Raw genomic sequence first — 15,818 nt, forward strand, 5'->3', positions numbered from 1 at the left:
GAGGCCCAATGAACCCGACCGAGAAAGCGCTGTGGTTTGTCGAAAGCCATCTGCCGGATGCGATTTCGCTGGACGATGTCGCGGCAAGCAGCGGCGTGTCGCGCTTCCACGTGACGCGCGCCTTCGGCGCCGCCACCGGACGGTCGGTCATGGGCTATATGCGGGCGCGCCGGCTCAGCGAAGCGGCGCGCAAGCTCGCCGGTGGGGCGCCCGATATTCTGAGCGTCGCGCTCGATGCCGGCTACGGATCGCATGAGGCTTTCACGCGGGCCTTCCGCGACCAGTTCGGCACCACGCCGGAACTGGTGCGCGCCGAGAGCTCGACCAAAAACCTCGACCTCGTGGAGCCCATCCTCATGGACAGTTCGCTTCTAGCCACGCTCGAGCCGCCGCGCTTCGAGACCAGCCGGCCGTTCCTCATCGCCGGGCTCGGCGAGCGCTACAGTTGCGAATCCAGCGCCGGCATCCCGACGCAGTGGCAGCGCTTCGGCCCCTATATCGGCAACATCCCCGGCCAGATCGGCAACGTCGCGTACGGCGCCTGCGTCAACGGCGACGACGTCGGCAATTTCGACTACGTCGCCGGCGTAGAGGTCGCCGATTTCTCGGATCTGCCAAAGGACTTCTGCCGGGTCAGAGTGCCGGCGCAGAAGTACGCGGTGTTCGCGCATCGCGAGCACATCTCGACCATCCGCCACACCGTCAACACGATCTGGAACAAATGGCTGCCGGCCTCCGGCCATGAGATCGCCGACGCGCCGGAGTTCGAGCGCTACGGGCCAGAGTTCGATCCGCACAGCGGCAATGGCGGACTGGAAATCTGAGTGCCGGTAAAGGGCTGATCAGCGCTACAGTTCTAGATTCCAAGTCTGGCCGACCAAGTCCTTGCCAAAGGAATGGTGGCGCTCTTCCTCAACCAGCTTGAAGCCTGCCGCCTGGTAGATGCGGCGGGCCGAACCAAGAATGTCATTGGTCCACAGCGTCAGCGTCTTGTAGCCCTTGGCGCGCGAAAAGGCGATGCATTCGTCGACCAGCCGCCCGCCGATGCCCAAGCCGCGCGCCGACGGCTCGACGTAGAGCAACCTGAGCTTCGCCACCTTGGGCGACTTGCGCACGACGAAGACGGAGCCGACCACCTCGCCCTCCCTCTCGGCGACCCAGCTGCGCTCCCATTGCGGGACGAAATTCTTGACGAACTCGCCGAGGATTTCGGCGACCAGCGCCTCATAGGTTTCGTCCCAGCCATAGTCCTGCGCGTAGAGCAGGCCCTGGCGGTGCGTGATCCAGCCGATATCGCCGACCTGCAGCGGACGCAGGATATAGGGCACCTTGGGTTCGGGTTTGTCGCCAAGCAGGTCCTGCACCGTGCGCATCGCTTTGACCAGCCGTTCCTGATCGACGGGCGCCAGACGATCGAGCAGCGCGCGCACCTGGTCGTGCGAATCCTGGTTGAGCGGCGCGAAAGCCTCCCTGCCCGCGGACGTGATCGTGATCGAGGCGCGGCGCGCATCGGCCTCGGTGGCGGCGCGCTCGACCAGGCCGCGGTCCTCGAATTTCTTCAGCAGCCGGCTGACATAGCCGGGATCGAGGCCCAGATCGCGCACCAGATCGCTGGCAACGAGCCCATCGCGATGGGCAAGCTCATAAAGCACCCGGGCCTCAGTCAGCGAAAAGGCGCTTTTGAGCCAGCCTTCATCGAGCACGCCGATCTGGCGGGTGTAGAAGCGGTTGAAAGCGCGCACCGCGTCTATGCGCTCCTTGCCGGGATGATCGTGGATCGTCATGGGAGTTCCTCCTGTCCTGGACAGGATCAACCATTTAGTTGACGGAGTCAATTAAATGATGCGGCGAGGCACCTCGCAACTTCGTCATTCTAGGGCGGAGCAAGGAGCGAAGCGACGCGGCGTAGACCCTAGAATCCATGCCGTAACCTACAAGCGCCGCAGCGGTGCAGACCTTGGCACGGACACGGTGGCATGGGGACCTACTTTCTGCACCGTATCGTTCTTCGGCGGACGTAACGGCCTGGATTCTAGGGTCTGCGCTCCGCTTCGCTTCGCTCCGCCCTAGAATGACGACCTCAAGGTCCCCGGCGCTAGTCGCGAGTGCCTGAAGCGCTCCCTCACCCCATCGGCAGCGCCGGCCAGAACTCCACGATCCGTCCCGCTGAAAACACCGCAATCGAGCCAAAATGCTGCAGCACCGCCTCGCTCTGCGTCGGCCGCAGGAAAGCATAGTCGCCGGGCTTCACGTCCGCCCCGGCAGGCAGCCCCATGAACTGCTGGTTGGACGACAGCCCGATCAACCCGTTCGGCTTCATGCCTTCGGGGAACACCGGCTCGGCCATCCATTTGCCGCCATAGAGATAGCAGCCCTTGCGCGGGAAAAGGCCGAGCGCCCGTAGCGTCCCGGAGATCGTCGCCGGGCCGGGCAACACCGGATCGACCGCCTTCAGAATCGGCGTCGCGATGAAGGCCGCCGGTTGGAAGCCGTCGAGGCCGGGCGTGTCGAAATCTTTGGGCAGCACGAACGCCGAACCGATCGACACTTCGTTGGCCATGCCGCCGCCATGCAGCAGCGCCGTCTTCGAGCCGCCGATATTGCGGATGCGGCGCTGGTCCGGATCGAGGGCGGCGACGAATTCGGCCGCCTTGGCCGACGCCTTCTTCAGTGCTTTTTCGGCGCCGCCGAGCAGTCCGGGGATTTCCGGCGCATGCGCCTCATAGGCCATGACGCCTTCGCAGCGCAGGCCCTTGGGGATCGAGAGCGCCCTGATTCCGGCGGGATTGGAAAAACCGCCGCGATGCAGGCCGACATCGATCTCGAAGGCGAAACGCAGTTCGGTGTCGAGCGCGGCGGCGAGCGCACCATACTCCGCCAGACGCTCCGGCGTATCGATCAGCCAGCAGACCCGCGACCACCAGCCGGCGCCGCCCCGCGTTAGCGCGGCCCTGGCCGCGCCGGCCGGCATCGGCTTGCCGTAGAGCAGGTCGCCCTCGGGGAAAGCGTCGAGCACGGCCTGCATCACCGGCGGATGGAAGGTCATGAATCGGTCGGTGCCGAGCGCTCTCGCAATGTGCGAAAGCAGCGACACGCAAGGCAGAGACTTGTCGACCAGGCGCACGGCAAGGCCGGGCGCCAATCTCCCCTTCGCCAGCGCGATGTTGCCATCCAGCCGATCGCGGTCGAGCACCAGGCAGGGCCGAAAAATCTCCGCCGCCTTCAGCGCCTTCGACAGCTCGGCGAAATACGCGCTCATTGTCGGATGCCAAAAGGACCGGGCTCGATGCCGAACAGGCCGGCCATATAGGGCGACACGAAACGGTTTTCCGGATCGATCTCGCGGCGCACCGCCATCGCCTCATCCCAGCGCGGATAGAGTTTTTTGAAATCCGCCGCCTTCAGGCTATGCATCTTTCCCCAATGCGGCCTGCCGCCGTACTTGCGGAAGATCGGCTCAGCCGCGCGCATGAAGGGCAGCGGGTCGTTCGCAGCATCGTGGTGGATGGCGATCGAGCAGGTCAGTCTTTTGTGGAAGGGCGAAAGCCAGAAATCGTCGGGCGCCACCGAACGCACCTCCATCGGGAAATAGACTTCCGGAAAGTGCTTCTCCGTCAGCTCGATGATCTCGGCCAACGCCTTCGGGCCTTCCTCGAAAGGCAGGTGATATTCCATCTCGTTGAACTTTGTCCGGCGGTCGCTGGCATAGACGTTGAGCCAGTCCTGCACATAATCCTCGGCGGGCACCTTTTTCACCGCGCCCTTGATCAGCGCGCGGCGCAGCCACGGCAGCCAGCGCAGCGCCGTGCGCAGCTTGCGCAACGTCGCCAGCCCCTCCTCGTCGTCCTCCGTCGGCCGCGGCGTGGGCGCGGCGTCGCTCAGGTCGCTGGCGATGAACTGCGCGTAGCCGGAGAACGGGATGTAGTAGAACTCCGCCGAGCGATGCGCGGCCATCATCGTCTGAAAATCGCGCAGCATGTCGCCGATCGGCAGCGCCCATTTGCGGCGGCGCAGCCGGTAGGTCGGGATGTTGTTCATCGTCACTTCGGTGAGCACGCCGAAGGCGCCGAGCGCGACGCCGGTGGCGTGGGTCATGTCCTGATCCCCTGCCCGGCTATATTCGCGCAACTTACCCTGCCCGTCGACGAACTGCACCGTTTCCAGTTGCGTATGATAGGCGCCGAGCGTCGGGCCGGAGCCATGCGTGGCGGTGCCCAGCGCGCCGCCGATCGCCTGGCGGTCGATATCGCCCATATTGGGCAAGCCCTGGCCGATGTCCTGCAGGATGTGCATCAGGGCGCCGAGCTGCGTGCCTGCCCCCACCCTTGCTCGATTGGTTGCGGGGTCATGAGAGACGAGCCCCTCGATCTTCTCCAGCGAGACGATGGTGCCGTCCGACTGCACCAGCGGCGTGAAGGAATGGCCGGCGCCGGCGACCCGCAGCGGACCGGGCGCCGAGCGCACCAGCTCTGCCAGCTCACCGGCGTCGGTGGGTGTGGCGATCAGCTTCGGCGCGGCCTTCACGAAGCCCGACCAGTTGCTCCAGGCGTTTGCCACCGTCACCTCCCGCTCAGACTGGAATGCGGCGCCGCGCGACCAGCACGAAAACGCCGAGCAGCGCGACGCTGGCCAGCGCGCTTGCCGCGGCGAATTCCGGCACCGGACGGAAGTTTTCGCCCTCGATCAGCAGCGAAGCGGCGATCGGGCCGATGGCGAGGCCGAAGAGCTGCGCGGCCGGTACGAGGAGTACAGCCGTTCGCGTCTCGTCGGCGGTGATTGCCAGACGGATCTGGTAAGGCACGATGAAGAGCAGGATGAAGCCCATCACCAATGCCGTCGCCCAGAACACGGAAAGCCCCGGGCCGGAGGCAAGCAGCGCGGAGCTGATCGCCGCCACGACACCGATGATGGTTATGGCGAAGCGATAGTCGATGCGCGCTTCAAAGACGGTCGCCGTCATGGCACCCACCACCTGCGTGGCGAGGCTTGCCGAAACCATCAGGCCGACAGTGCGGCCATCGATGCCGAACTCAGCGCCGAGCGGCTCGAGAAAAGCCCAGACGGCGCCGAAGAACATGAAGTAGCAGAAGATCGACAACAGCGCCGTGATCGCCGGCACGGTGAGCACATTGGCAAAATGCTCTTCCTTCGGCAGGTCGGCATAATCGTCCGGCACCATCGAGGCGAAGGCGAGCGACAAAAGGCAGACAATGCCGAGCGCAATGAACCCGCCGGCCGAGCCGGCGGCCGGCACCGCATAGAGCGCGAGCAGCAGCGCCAACGCGCATTGCGCCAGCGTCTGCAGCGTGACGAAATAGCCGCCGATGCGCTCGGCCCGGCGCGAGCGGGCGATCAGCTCGGTGGCGACGGCGACCAGTCCGCCCTCCGCCAAGCCTGCGAGAGTACGGGCGCCGATCAGCGCGTTGGGACTCCCGGCATAGGCCGCCCAGAAATTGGCGAGCGCCAGCAGGACCAGAAGTAAAGCGCTCTTCCAGCGCATGTTGCGCGCCGGCAAGAGCATCGCCACTACGCCCGAGCCGATCGCTATGGCAATCATCTCGGCGGTGGCGACCAGCGCCAGCTCGTCGCCGGTGACATGCCCTTCCGTGTAAAGCGCGCCGAGCAGCACTGGCTGCAGCCCGAGAATGAGCAGCCCGACCGAACCGATCCAGAGCGCCGAGGCGAGTTGCAGGCCGGTCGGATTGCCGACAAGCCAGTCGCCCTCTTCCACATGCCTGGCATCGGTGACAGTCACGAGGCGCCCCCTTGCAGCTCGCCAAAAGCTGACAGATTGTCAGCATTTCGTGAAACTGATACTTGATCATGTTTCATGTCAACCTGAAATTGGACGTTCCGTGTGAGATTTGGCCGTGTGAGATTTGGCGCATGACGGAAGCAAGGCGAACGGCGACGGAACCCAGGCGCAGGCCCAAGCAGGAGCGCAGCCGCGAGCGTATCGACGCGATCCTCGCCACGACGATGCGGCTGATCGGCGAGAAGGGCATCGACGCGGTGACGATGAAGGAGGTTGGCGCGCTGGCCGGCGGTCCGATCGCTACCGTCTATCATTACTTTCCCAGCAAATCGGCGATCCTGGCGATGCTCTACGAGCGCTTCTCGGAAGAGAGCCGGGCGCGGCTCTCCGAAATCATCGCCAACGTGCGGCACCGCGACGACGTGATGCCGGCGGCCGACCGGCTGCTCGACGACTATCGCGGCCGCGTCGCCGGCGATCCGGCGATCCAGGACCTGCAGAACGCGATCCAAGCCGACAAGGCGCTCAAGAATCTTGACATCGCCGAAACGAGGCGGCAGGCGGAGATGTTCTGCGCGCATGTCGGCCCGCTAATCGAGCCGGAGCGGCGCGAGGCTTTCGGTCGCATCGTGTTCCTCATCTTCCAGCTCGCAGGCGGCGTCGTGCGGCTGGCGCTGACGCAGGACGAGGAAGAAGGCCGGCGCACGATCGAGGATTATAGGTCGATCATCCATGCGCAGTTGCGGTTGTTTTTGTAGTCCTTAGTGGTCGTCGTGAAGCTGCGCCGAATGAGAAATGTCGCGTTCCTTCACACCTCCCTCTGCCCTGGCGGGCATCTCCCCCGCAAGGGGGGGAAATCGGATGTCAACACGGCTTCGCCAATCTCCGACGCCGCAGAATTAGGCGGAGCGCCGGATCTGCCAATCTCCCCCCTTTTGGGGGAGATGTCCGGCAGGACAGTGGGGGGCGCTGTCCCGCCAGCTTTGCCAAAATCGCTCACCCCGCATCCAGCTTCGGCCCTAGAATCTCCACCAGCCAATCCACGAACACCCTCACCCTTGGCGACAGCTGCCGGCTGCGCGGATAGTGCACCGAGATCGGCGTCGGCGGGAAATCGGGAAGTACCTCGACAAGCCGACCGGCCTTGAGATCGTCGACGCCCCTGCGGGCGAGGTTGAGCCCGGTGTTGCAGCCGAGGCCGCGGCTGCGCTCGGCCGCGCCGGTGTCGCCGACGACATCGGCCCGATGATCGCCTCGCTGCTCTCGGAGGACAATCGCTGGGTCAATGCGCAGCGCATCGAGGTGTCGGGCGGCATGAATATCTGAGCGGCAAAGCCCGAAAGCATTCGCTCCGATCCGCTTGCCTTTCGCATCGCGCCGTGCTTCGCCGCGGTTTGCCGGCGAAGCACGGCGCTTCCATATCGGTACGCCCCCGCGATCCGCCTTTTTCAGCATCGCGTCATGGGCAGAAAAATTTCGCGTGATCACCCCTTCCCGCGCGCCTTGACTCTGGCACGCCGCCAGCCTATTTCAGCGCCACGTTAGCACTCGCCTTTGGTGAGTGCTAACTCGTATCCGGCCTCGCCGGATGGAGGAACAGTTCTCACCGTTCTCATTCGAGGAAGACAACATGGCAAAGTCCAAATTCCGCCCGCTTCATGACCGCGTGGTCGTTCGCCGGGTCGAATCCGAATCCAAGACCGCCGGCGGGATCATCATCCCGGATACGGCGAAGGAGAAGCCGCAGGAAGGCGAGATCATCGCCGTTGGCTCCGGCGCCCGCGACGAAAGCGGCAAGCTCGTGCCGCTCGACGTCAAGGCCGGCGATCGCGTCCTGTTCGGCAAGTGGTCGGGCACTGAAGTCAAGCTCAATGGCGAGGACCTTCTGATCATGAAGGAATCCGACATCATGGGCATCATCGGCTGAATATCGGCCTCTCTCCATCAACTGAATTTTCGGGCTCTCACCGAGCCCCTGTCAGGAGCTAAAACATGGCTGCAAAAGACGTAAAATTCTCCCGTGACGCCCGTGAGCGCATGCTGCGCGGTGTCAATATCCTCGCCGATGCGGTGAAGGTCACCCTCGGTCCGAAGGGCCGCAACGTCGTCATCGACAAGTCGTTCGGCGCTCCGCGCATCACCAAGGACGGCGTCACCGTCGCCAAGGAGATCGAGCTCGAGGACAAGTTCGAGAACATGGGCGCGCAGATGGTGCGCGAGGTCGCTTCGAAGACCAACGACATCGCCGGCGACGGCACCACGACCGCGACGGTTCTGGCGCAGTCGATCGTCCAGGAAGGCCACAAGGCGGTTGCCGCCGGCATGAACCCGATGGACCTGAAGCGCGGCATCGACCTCGCCGTCACCGAAGTCGTCGGCGCGCTCGGCAAGGCCGCCAAGAAGATCAAGACCTCCGAGGAAGTCGCCCAGGTCGGCACGATCTCGGCCAATGGCGACGAGTCGGTCGGCAAGATGATCGCGGAAGCGATGCAGAAGGTCGGCAACGAAGGCGTCATCACCGTCGAGGAAGCCAAGACCGCCGACACCGAGCTGGAAGTCGTCGAAGGCATGCAGTTCGACCGCGGCTACCTGTCGCCCTACTTCGTCACCAACGCCGACAAGATGGTCGCCGATCTGGAAGACGCCTACATCCTGCTGCACGAGAAGAAGCTCTCCAACCTGCAGGCCATGCTGCCGGTCCTGGAAGCCGTCGTTCAGACCTCGAAGCCGCTGCTCATCATCTCGGAAGACGTCGAAGGCGAGGCTCTGGCCACGCTGGTCGTCAATAAGCTGCGTGGCGGCCTGAAGATCGCCGCCGTCAAGGCTCCGGGCTTCGGCGACCGCCGCAAGGCCATGCTGGAAGACATCGCCATCCTCACCGGTGGCCAGGTCATTTCCGAAGACCTCGGCATCAAGCTCGAGAATGTCGGCCTTAACATGCTCGGCCGCGCCAAGAAGGTGTCGATCTCCAAGGAGAACACCACCATCGTCGACGGCGCCGGCAAGAAGGCCGAGATCCAGGGCCGCGTCGCCCAGATCAAGCAGCAGATCGAGGAGACCACCTCGGACTACGACAAGGAGAAGCTGCAGGAGCGTCTGGCCAAGCTCGCCGGCGGCGTCGCGGTGATCCGCGTCGGCGGCGCGACCGAGGTCGAGGTCAAGGAAAAGAAGGACCGCGTTGACGACGCGCTGAACGCGACCCGCGCGGCCGTGGAAGAAGGCATCGTCGCCGGCGGCGGCGTCGCCCTGCTGCGCGCCTCGGGCGCCCTCAAGGCCACCGGCGCCAATGCCGACCAGGCCGCGGGCATCGCCATCGTCCGTCGCGCTCTGCAGGCTCCGGCCCGCCAGATCGCGGCCAACGCCGGTGCCGAAGCCTCGATCGTCGCTGGCAAGATCCTCGAGAACAAGGGCGCGACCTTCGGCTTCAACGCCCAGACCGGCGAGTATGGCGACATGATCGCCATGGGCATCGTCGACCCGGTCAAGGTCGTGCGCACCGCTCTCCAGGACGCGGCCTCGGTCGCCGGCCTGCTGGTCACCACCGAAGCCATGATCGCCGAAGCTCCGAAGAAGGAAGCCGCCGGCGGTATGCCGGGCGGCATGCCTGGCGGCGGCATGGGTGGCATGGGCGGTATGGACTTCTAAGAAGTCCGGTCCCATAGTGAGTACGGAAAGGGCGGCAGAAATGCCGCCCTTTTTGTTTGCAGCTGCAGCCGCCAGTCTCTTGAGGCGGTCAAGGCCGTCGTGCTGCTTGCGGTTGGCGAAAGCCTGCGCGACAGCCAATCTCCCCCCTTGAGGGGGAGATGCCCGGCAGGGCAGAAGGGGTCGTCTCGCGTAGATCGCCAGCGTCGCCTCTCGTCGCGGAAGGCGCCGGCGCTCCACGCGCGGCGACCCCCTCTGTCGCCTTTGGCGACATCTCCCCCCTCAAGGGGGGAGATCAGCAGCCGCCGCGCGCTGTGCGGTCTTGCCGGAACGCACCGCTGTCTCAACCAGCGCCACCACTTCATCGGCCACGGCAGCGAGCGGCGCGCGGTCGCGGGTGGCGCGGGCGATCACCATCAGGCCCTCGAGCGAGGATTCGACCAGCAGTGCCAGCGCCTGCGCGCGCTGCTCGACCACCCCTGCCCGCATGAAGGCCTGGCGCAGCAGGCCGATCCATTGCTCGAAGGCCACGCGGCAGATCTCGGCCAGGTCCGGCACGTCGTTCGGCGCGTCCAGCACGACCGGCGCAATCGGACAGCCGAGCGAGAATTCGTTCTCCTCAAGCATGCGCGCCACCGACTGGTAGATGCGGCGGACGGCGACGGCCGGGTCGCTTTCGGAGGCCAGCTCGGCGCCCAACCGTTCAGTCACGTCGGCCACGCTGGCGCGCGTCACCTCGACGACCAATTGATCCTTGCCGCCCGGGAAATGGAAGTACAGCGAGCCGCGGGGCGCGCCGCTGGCGCTTAAAATGTCATTGAGCGAGGTGCCGTGATAGCCGCGCTGCCTGATGAGCAGCGCCGTTGCCTCGATCATGCGGGTGCGTGTGTCCGTCGCCACGTCAACCTCTCACCATGTCAACTTCTGTCAGGAATGCGCATTATAGGTCTTGCCCAGAATATGACAATCGGTCTACATAATATGTAAATCGGTCTACATATTCGAGAGGTAAGAATGCAAATCTATCGGCTTGAGGAACAAGGCGGCATCGACAGACTGGCGCTGCGCGAGGAAGCAATGCCACGGCCCGGCCCGCATCAGATCGTGGTGAAGGTGCGCGCCGCCTCGATCAACCGCCGCGACACCATGATCCTCAACGGCACCTATCCGCTGATGCCGCGCCCCAGCATCGTTCCGCTGAGCGACGGCGCCGGCGAAGTGATGGCGATCGGCGATGGCGTCACGCGCTTTGCCGTTGGCGACCGCGTCACCGGCAGCTATTTCGCGCGCTGGATCGACGGCCGGATGCATCCCGGCTTGGTCGACCAGCTTGGCTGCACGCTGGACGGCATGCTCTCGGAATACGCCTTGCTCGACGAGCAATGGGCGGTGCGGCTGCCCGACCATCTCGACTGGCATGGGGCGGCAACGCTGAGCTGCGCCGGGCTGACCGCCTGGAGCGCGCTGACGGGCGCCGAGAATCCGAAGCCCGGGCAATGGGTTCTGGTCATCGGCTCAGGCGGCGTCGCATTGTTTGCGCTGCAATTCGCCAAGCTCGCCGGCTGCCGCGTCGCGGCCGTCACTTCGCGCGCCGAAAAGGCCGACAGGCTGCGGACGCTCGGCGCCGATCTCGTCATCGCAACGGCCGAGACGCCGGAATGGGGCATGAAACTGCGCGAGGCGACCGGCGGCATCGACATCGTCGTCGAGACCGGCGGCCCGGCAACATTCGCGCAATCGCTGATCGCCAGCTCGCTTTACGGCCGCATCGTGCTGCTCACCGTGCAGGACCAGAAGGGCCAATCGGTCGAGATTCCGGGCTCCGTCTATCAGCGAAGTCTCGCCACCATCAGCCGCGTGTTCGTCGGCAGCCGCAGCGCATTGGAGGCGATGCTCACCGCCGTCGCGACGCATCGGCTGAAGCCAGTCATCGACAGGGTCTTTCCCTTCGCCGAGGCGCGCGAGGCCTACCGTCATTTCCAGCAGGGCGACGTCTTCGGCAAGGTCGTCGTCGACGGCGCCTGACCAACCAGACAGGAGAGACAGCAATGACAATCCGCGACGCTTCGGCCGAATGGCAGGGCACACTCAAGGAAGGATCCGGCCGGCTGCGGCTGGGCAGCGGCGTATTCGAGGGCGCCTATTCCTTTCCATCACGCTTCGAGAACGGCCCGGGCACCAATCCGGAGGAACTGATCGCGGCGGCGCATGCCGGCTGCTTCTCGATGGCGCTGAGCGCCATTCTCGGCCGCGAAGGTTTTACTCCCGCGCGCATCAGCACCGTCGCGAAAGTGCATCTCGGCGCCACCACGGCCGGGCCGACCATCACCCGCATCGAGCTGGAGACGGAAGCGAGCGTCGCCGGGCTCGCCGCGGACGATTTCGAGCGGCTGGCGCAATCCGCAAAGGCGACCTGCCTCGTCTCGCGGGCGCTCACCGGCGTCGCCGCGATCACGCTCAAGGCGAACCTCATCGACCACTGAAGCGGAAGGAGAAACCAATGACCCAGGAATTGATCATCGACATCGCCACGGCCAAACGCTCGGCCGAAACGGCCGAAATCATGCGGCGCTACAACGACGTCTTCCAAAAGCACGATCCGTCGGCGCTGGACGAGCTGGTGGCGGATCACTGCGTGATCGAGAACACCACGCCGGCGCCGGACGGCGCCCGCCGCGCCGGCAAGGCCGCCTGCGTCGAGCTATGGTCGGCGATCGCCACCGCACCCGGCACGCGCTTCGACATCGAGGAGACGTTTGTGGCCGGTGACCGGGCGACGATCCGCTGGCGCTTCTGGATGTCTGACGACAATTCTTTGCGCGGCGTCAACCTGATGCGCGTCGCGGACGGACAGATCGTCGAGGCGATGGGCTATGTGAAGGGATAGGGCCTGGCCGGAAAAGCCGCGCTCAACCCGGAATCCCCGCCAAGGTTTGGCTCCCGGGCAAAAGTCGTCCATTGTCAGACCAGTGCATGTCGCCCAGCAGTGCAGCGGCTTCTGGGGCAACGACATGCATCAAAACAAAGACTTAAAGCGCGTCGCCTGAATCCGTTCCAACACGACGCGCTTTAGACGACACGTTGGAGATTGGACACATGGCGCTCAAACGGATGGACAATGTAGGAATCGTCGTCGACGACCTCGGAGCGACGATTGATTTCTTTCGCGACCTCGGCCTTGAGCTCGAAGGGCGCGCCACCATCGAAGGAGAATGGGCCGGACGTGTCACTGGGCTGGGCGATCAGCACGTCGAGATTGCCATGATGCGCACGCCAGACGGCCACGGCCGGCTCGAGCTCTCCCGTTTCCTCAAGCCGCCTACCGTCGCGGATCACCGCAACGCCCCGGTGAATGCTCTGGGCTACCTCCGCATCATGTTCGCCGTGGACGACATCGACGAGACGCTTGAAAGGCTCCGCGATCGCGGCGCGCAGCTCGTAGGCGAAGTAGTCCGGTATAAAGACGTGTATCGGCTCTGCTACATCCGCGGGCCTGAAGGGCTTCTCATCGGACTCGCGCAAGAACTCAGCTGAGCGCGATACGACGACAATGACGAAGCAAGCGCGTCTCGCAAAGGGTGGTTAGCGCGCGACCCTGTTGAGCTTCACGAAGGTCTTGGGACTGCGCTGAATCGTCTGGAAGATCACGCAGTAGCGATCGGTGAGCTCCAGCAGTTCCGTCAGTCGTTTTTGCGGAGCGTCCGTCTCGATGTCGAACCGCAAGCGGATCTCCTTGAAGCCGACCGGCACGCCTTCGGTGACGCCCAGCGTGCCGCGAAGGTCGACATCGCCTTCGGCGGAGATTTCCGCCGACTTGATCGGGATCTCGAGGACGGCGGCAGCCGCCCGCATCGAGACGCCGGCGCAGGCGATCAACGCTTCCAGCAGCATGTCGCCGGAACAAAGCTCCTGCCCGCTGCCGCCGGCCTTCGGGTGGATGCCGGCCAGTGCCAGGCCGCGTCCGGTCTCGACCTTGCAGGTCACCCTGGCGTCGTCGGCGCTGCCCTTTGCCTTCAGCGTGAGAAGCGCCGCCCGGGCATCGTTGCGATAAAGATCCTTGATCGGCTCCTGCGTGGCGCGAAATGTCGCGATATCCATGCATATTCTCCTGTCGTGTAGTGTGGTTCTCGGGAGTCCTTTGTCATCGCCGGGGATTACTCCGGCAGGCTCACGCCGGAGCCGCCGAGCTCGGCCGGAAAATCCTTCAGCTTGGGCAAGCCGTCCTTCATCGGCAGGACCGTCTCGGCGTAGTTGACATGGACCCCCGGCGTGAATTCCACCGTCGGTATCGTCGCCGCATAGACGTCGACCAGGCCAAGCTGCGGATGATCCGTCATCAGATGCCCGCCGCATTCGGTGCAGTACCGGCGGTCGCTCATCTTCGACTTCCTGAAGCCGGACAGGAATTCCGCGCCCTTGGTGACCTTGACGTTTTCGGGCTTCCATAGCGTGAAGGCGTTCACGGGAGACGCCGACCACGACCGGCAGGAACCGCAATGGCAATAGCCCATTGCCTCGGCGGTTCCATGAACTTCGATCTGCACGGCGCCGCAAAAACATCCGCCCTTATGTACCGTCATGACTTACATCCTTTTTCGTTTGGTTCGACTGCGCCTGGCGCCTACCTGAGGCACCACACAAGCACCGGTGGGGGTTTAAAGCTTCCGGCCATGAACGGAATGACGGCGCGTCCGCCTTACTTGACAGCGCGTCCGGAACTCGGAAGGGATGTCGCGCCGGGTTGCCGCGCAACTTACGGGACTTGGGTGGAATGGCCGGGGACGCTCTGTCTGACCTGTTGAAAACGGTGCGCCTCACCGGCGCGACGTTTTTCGACATCGAGGCCCAGGATCCCTGGGCGGTCTGCTCGCCCTCGCCCGCTTCGATACTGCCCAGGATACTGCCGGGCGCGGATCACCTGATTTCCTACCACGTGCTCACAGCCGGCCGTTGCTTCGCGCGCATCATCGGCAAGGAAGCGATACTCGTGGAGGCCGGCGAGGTCGTCGTCTTCACCAAGAGCGACCCGCATATCATGTCGAGCACGCCCGACTTGAGGGCCGATCCGCCGACCGCGGATGTCCTGGAGATCGCGGCCGCCAGCCAGACGCCGTTCCCCATTAACTACGTCAAGGACGGATCGCTGTCGGCCCGGCTGGTGTGCGGCTATCTCGCTTGCGATGCCCTGCCCTTCAATCCGCTGCTGGAAGCGCTGCCTCCGGTCATCAAGGCTGGAGACGTGAAAGGCGACGGCGGCTGGCTCGGCCTGTTCATCAAGCTGGCCGTATCGGAGGTGGCTGAGAAGCGGGCGGGCAGCGAGACGGTGCTGACCAAGCTCAGCGAATTGATGTTCGTCGATGTCCTGCGCCGCTATGTGGAATCGCTGCCGCCGCAACAGACCGGCTGGCTGGCGGGCCTGCGCGATCCGCATCTGGGCAGGGCGCTGGCGCTGATCCATGATCGGCCGGCGCATAGTTGGACCTTGGAGGCGCTGGCGAAAGAGTCCGCGCTATCGCGCACTGTGCTTGCCGAGCGCTTCACCAGGCTCGTCGGCATGCCGCCGATGCACTATCTCGCCAAATGGCGCATGCAGATCGCCTCGGAATTGCTCAGCGCCGGCAACAGCAACGTCGCGAACATCGCGGCGGAGATCGGCTACGAGTCCGAGGCGGCGTTCAGCCGCGCCTTCAAGAAGATGACCGGCGTGCCGCCTTCGGCCTGGCGGCTCGGCATTCGGGCTGCGTCCGGTTCCGCAAGCGAGGCTTCCGAAACCGGAGGCGAGTTGGCCGACAAGCAGCGGTGAGCTAGCGATCCGCCAGCGCCAGCTTGGCGCCGAGCATGACAAAGGCGCCGGCGAAGGTGCGGCGCATCCAGGTCAACACCATCGGCCGCGACACGATGTGGCTGCGCACCGACGCCGCGAACACGCCGTAGACCGCAAAGACGACGAAGGTCATCAGCATGAAGACACTGGAGAGCTCCAGCATCTTGCCAAACGCGTGCGGCTCGCCGGTGCTGACGAATTGCGGCAGGAAGGCAAAGAAGAAGATCGACAGTTTTGGGTTGAGGATGTTGATCAGGATGCCGGAAGCGACGATCCTGGCGGCGGAGCGCGGGGCGACATTCTCGTCGACACTCAACCCGCCTTTCTCCTTCAACGTGTTCCAGGCCATATAGAGCAGGTAGGCGACGCCGAGATATTTCAGCGTCTCGAAGGCGACGGCACTGGTGTGCAGCACCGCGGCAAGGCCGGTGACGGCAGCCGCCATATGCGGGATGATGCCCAAGGTGCAGGCGAAGGCTGCAATGATCGAAGCGCGCGCGCCACGCGAGAGGCCGGCACTCAGCGTGTAGAGAACGCCGGTGCCCGGCGAAGCGACGATGATCAGCGACGTCAACAGGAATTCGATGCTCACGGTTT

The 15,818-nt window shown here is 64.6% G+C and carries 17 protein-coding genes and 2 pseudogenes; 10 read left to right on the plus strand and 9 right to left on the minus strand.

Going from position 1 to position 15,818, the window contains the following annotated elements; genetic code table 11:
- Positions 1-8: 8 nt before the first annotated feature.
- On the plus strand, positions 9-824 hold the full coding sequence (locus tag ABID26_RS32825) for an AraC family transcriptional regulator (protein ID WP_354417720.1): 816 nt from the start codon (positions 9-11) through the stop codon (positions 822-824).
- A gap of 24 nt (positions 825-848) precedes the next feature.
- Here ABID26_RS32825 and ABID26_RS32830 read toward each other — a convergent pair whose 3' ends face one another.
- The 4 genes from ABID26_RS32830 to ABID26_RS32845 form a co-directional block, all read right to left on the minus strand.
- Positions 849-1,784, minus strand: a complete 936-nt coding sequence (locus tag ABID26_RS32830; RefSeq protein ID WP_126100645.1) for a bifunctional helix-turn-helix transcriptional regulator/GNAT family N-acetyltransferase — start codon at positions 1,782-1,784, stop codon at positions 849-851.
- 338 nt (positions 1,785-2,122) lie between these two features.
- On the minus strand, positions 2,123-3,259 hold the full coding sequence (locus ABID26_RS32835; protein WP_354417722.1) for an alanine racemase: 1,137 nt from the start codon (positions 3,257-3,259) through the stop codon (positions 2,123-2,125).
- Positions 3,256-4,557 (minus strand): D-arabinono-1,4-lactone oxidase, encoded by a 1,302-nt coding sequence (locus tag ABID26_RS32840; RefSeq protein WP_354417724.1) that lies wholly within the window; start codon positions 4,555-4,557, stop codon positions 3,256-3,258. The genes ABID26_RS32835 and ABID26_RS32840 overlap by 4 nt, the downstream gene beginning before the upstream one ends.
- 13 nt (positions 4,558-4,570) lie before the next feature.
- The gene (locus tag ABID26_RS32845; protein WP_354417725.1) at positions 4,571-5,755 is read right to left on the minus strand and encodes an MFS transporter; all 1,185 of its coding nucleotides are present in this window, start codon (positions 5,753-5,755) and stop codon (positions 4,571-4,573) included.
- Between the two features lie 131 nt (positions 5,756-5,886).
- On the opposite strand from ABID26_RS32845, the gene ABID26_RS32850 reads away from it, so the two are divergent.
- Positions 5,887-6,513 carry a TetR/AcrR family transcriptional regulator gene (locus tag ABID26_RS32850; RefSeq protein ID WP_292299801.1) on the plus strand — a complete coding sequence of 209 codons (627 nt, stop codon included), beginning with the start codon at positions 5,887-5,889 and terminating at the stop codon, positions 6,511-6,513.
- A 238-nt stretch (positions 6,514-6,751) separates the two neighbouring features.
- Here ABID26_RS32850 and ABID26_RS32855 read toward each other — a convergent pair.
- Positions 6,752-6,910: pseudogene (locus ABID26_RS32855) on the minus strand (LysR substrate-binding domain-containing protein); the annotation flags it as partial.
- A gap of 48 nt (positions 6,911-6,958) precedes the next feature.
- On the opposite strand from ABID26_RS32855, the pseudogene ABID26_RS32860 reads away from it, so the two are divergent.
- The 3 genes and pseudogenes from ABID26_RS32860 to groL form a co-directional block, all read left to right on the plus strand.
- Positions 6,959-7,081 (plus strand): annotated as a pseudogene (locus tag ABID26_RS32860) (3-oxoacyl-ACP reductase); the annotation flags it as partial.
- Between the two features lie 304 nt (positions 7,082-7,385).
- Positions 7,386-7,682, plus strand: coding sequence for a co-chaperone GroES (gene groES / locus ABID26_RS32865; protein WP_040975262.1), 297 nt, complete (start codon positions 7,386-7,388; stop codon positions 7,680-7,682).
- Between the two features lie 65 nt (positions 7,683-7,747).
- On the plus strand, positions 7,748-9,400 hold the full coding sequence (gene groL / locus ABID26_RS32870; protein ID WP_126100652.1) for a chaperonin GroEL: 1,653 nt from the start codon (positions 7,748-7,750) through the stop codon (positions 9,398-9,400).
- Between the two features lie 279 nt (positions 9,401-9,679).
- On the opposite strand, the gene ABID26_RS32875 is transcribed toward groL, so the two are convergent.
- Entirely contained in the window at positions 9,680-10,297 is a 618-nt protein-coding gene (locus tag ABID26_RS32875) for a TetR/AcrR family transcriptional regulator (RefSeq protein ID WP_354417727.1), read from the minus strand.
- A 114-nt stretch (positions 10,298-10,411) separates the two neighbouring features.
- Here ABID26_RS32875 and ABID26_RS32880 point away from each other — a divergent pair, with 114 nt between their 5' ends.
- The 4 genes from ABID26_RS32880 to ABID26_RS32895 all read left to right on the plus strand — a co-directional run bounded on the left by ABID26_RS32880 (position 10,412) and on the right by ABID26_RS32895 (position 12,931).
- Complete coding sequence (locus ABID26_RS32880; RefSeq protein WP_354417728.1) at positions 10,412-11,422, plus strand: zinc-dependent alcohol dehydrogenase family protein; 1,011 nt, start codon at positions 10,412-10,414, stop codon at positions 11,420-11,422.
- A 23-nt stretch (positions 11,423-11,445) separates the two neighbouring features.
- On the plus strand, positions 11,446-11,880 hold the full coding sequence (locus ABID26_RS32885) for an OsmC family protein (RefSeq protein ID WP_292304795.1): 435 nt from the start codon (positions 11,446-11,448) through the stop codon (positions 11,878-11,880).
- 17 nt (positions 11,881-11,897) lie between these two features.
- Positions 11,898-12,284, plus strand: coding sequence for a nuclear transport factor 2 family protein (locus ABID26_RS32890; protein WP_292304794.1), 387 nt, complete (start codon positions 11,898-11,900; stop codon positions 12,282-12,284).
- A 209-nt stretch (positions 12,285-12,493) separates the two neighbouring features.
- The gene (locus ABID26_RS32895; protein ID WP_126100657.1) at positions 12,494-12,931 is read left to right on the plus strand and encodes a VOC family protein; all 438 of its coding nucleotides are present in this window, start codon (positions 12,494-12,496) and stop codon (positions 12,929-12,931) included.
- 48 nt (positions 12,932-12,979) lie between these two features.
- Here the strand turns inward: ABID26_RS32895 and ABID26_RS32900 are convergent, their stop codons facing one another.
- Positions 12,980-13,495, minus strand: coding sequence for an OsmC family protein (locus tag ABID26_RS32900; RefSeq protein WP_126100658.1), 516 nt, complete (start codon positions 13,493-13,495; stop codon positions 12,980-12,982).
- Between the two features lie 56 nt (positions 13,496-13,551).
- The gene (locus ABID26_RS32905) at positions 13,552-13,977 is read right to left on the minus strand and encodes a GFA family protein (RefSeq protein WP_126100659.1); all 426 of its coding nucleotides are present in this window, start codon (positions 13,975-13,977) and stop codon (positions 13,552-13,554) included.
- A 191-nt stretch (positions 13,978-14,168) separates the two neighbouring features.
- On the opposite strand from ABID26_RS32905, the gene ABID26_RS32910 reads away from it, so the two are divergent.
- Complete coding sequence (locus tag ABID26_RS32910; RefSeq protein ID WP_292343848.1) at positions 14,169-15,200, plus strand: AraC family transcriptional regulator; 1,032 nt, start codon at positions 14,169-14,171, stop codon at positions 15,198-15,200.
- Between the two features lies 1 nt (position 15,201).
- Here the strand turns inward: ABID26_RS32910 and ABID26_RS32915 are convergent, their stop codons facing one another.
- A complete protein-coding gene (locus ABID26_RS32915) occupies positions 15,202-15,813 on the minus strand; it encodes a LysE family translocator (protein WP_292343850.1) in 612 nt (203 codons plus the stop codon).
- Positions 15,814-15,818 lie beyond the last annotated feature (5 nt).

The organism is Mesorhizobium shonense, assembly GCF_040545255.1.
Taxonomy (GTDB): Bacteria; Pseudomonadota; Alphaproteobacteria; order Rhizobiales; family Rhizobiaceae; genus Mesorhizobium; species Mesorhizobium shonense.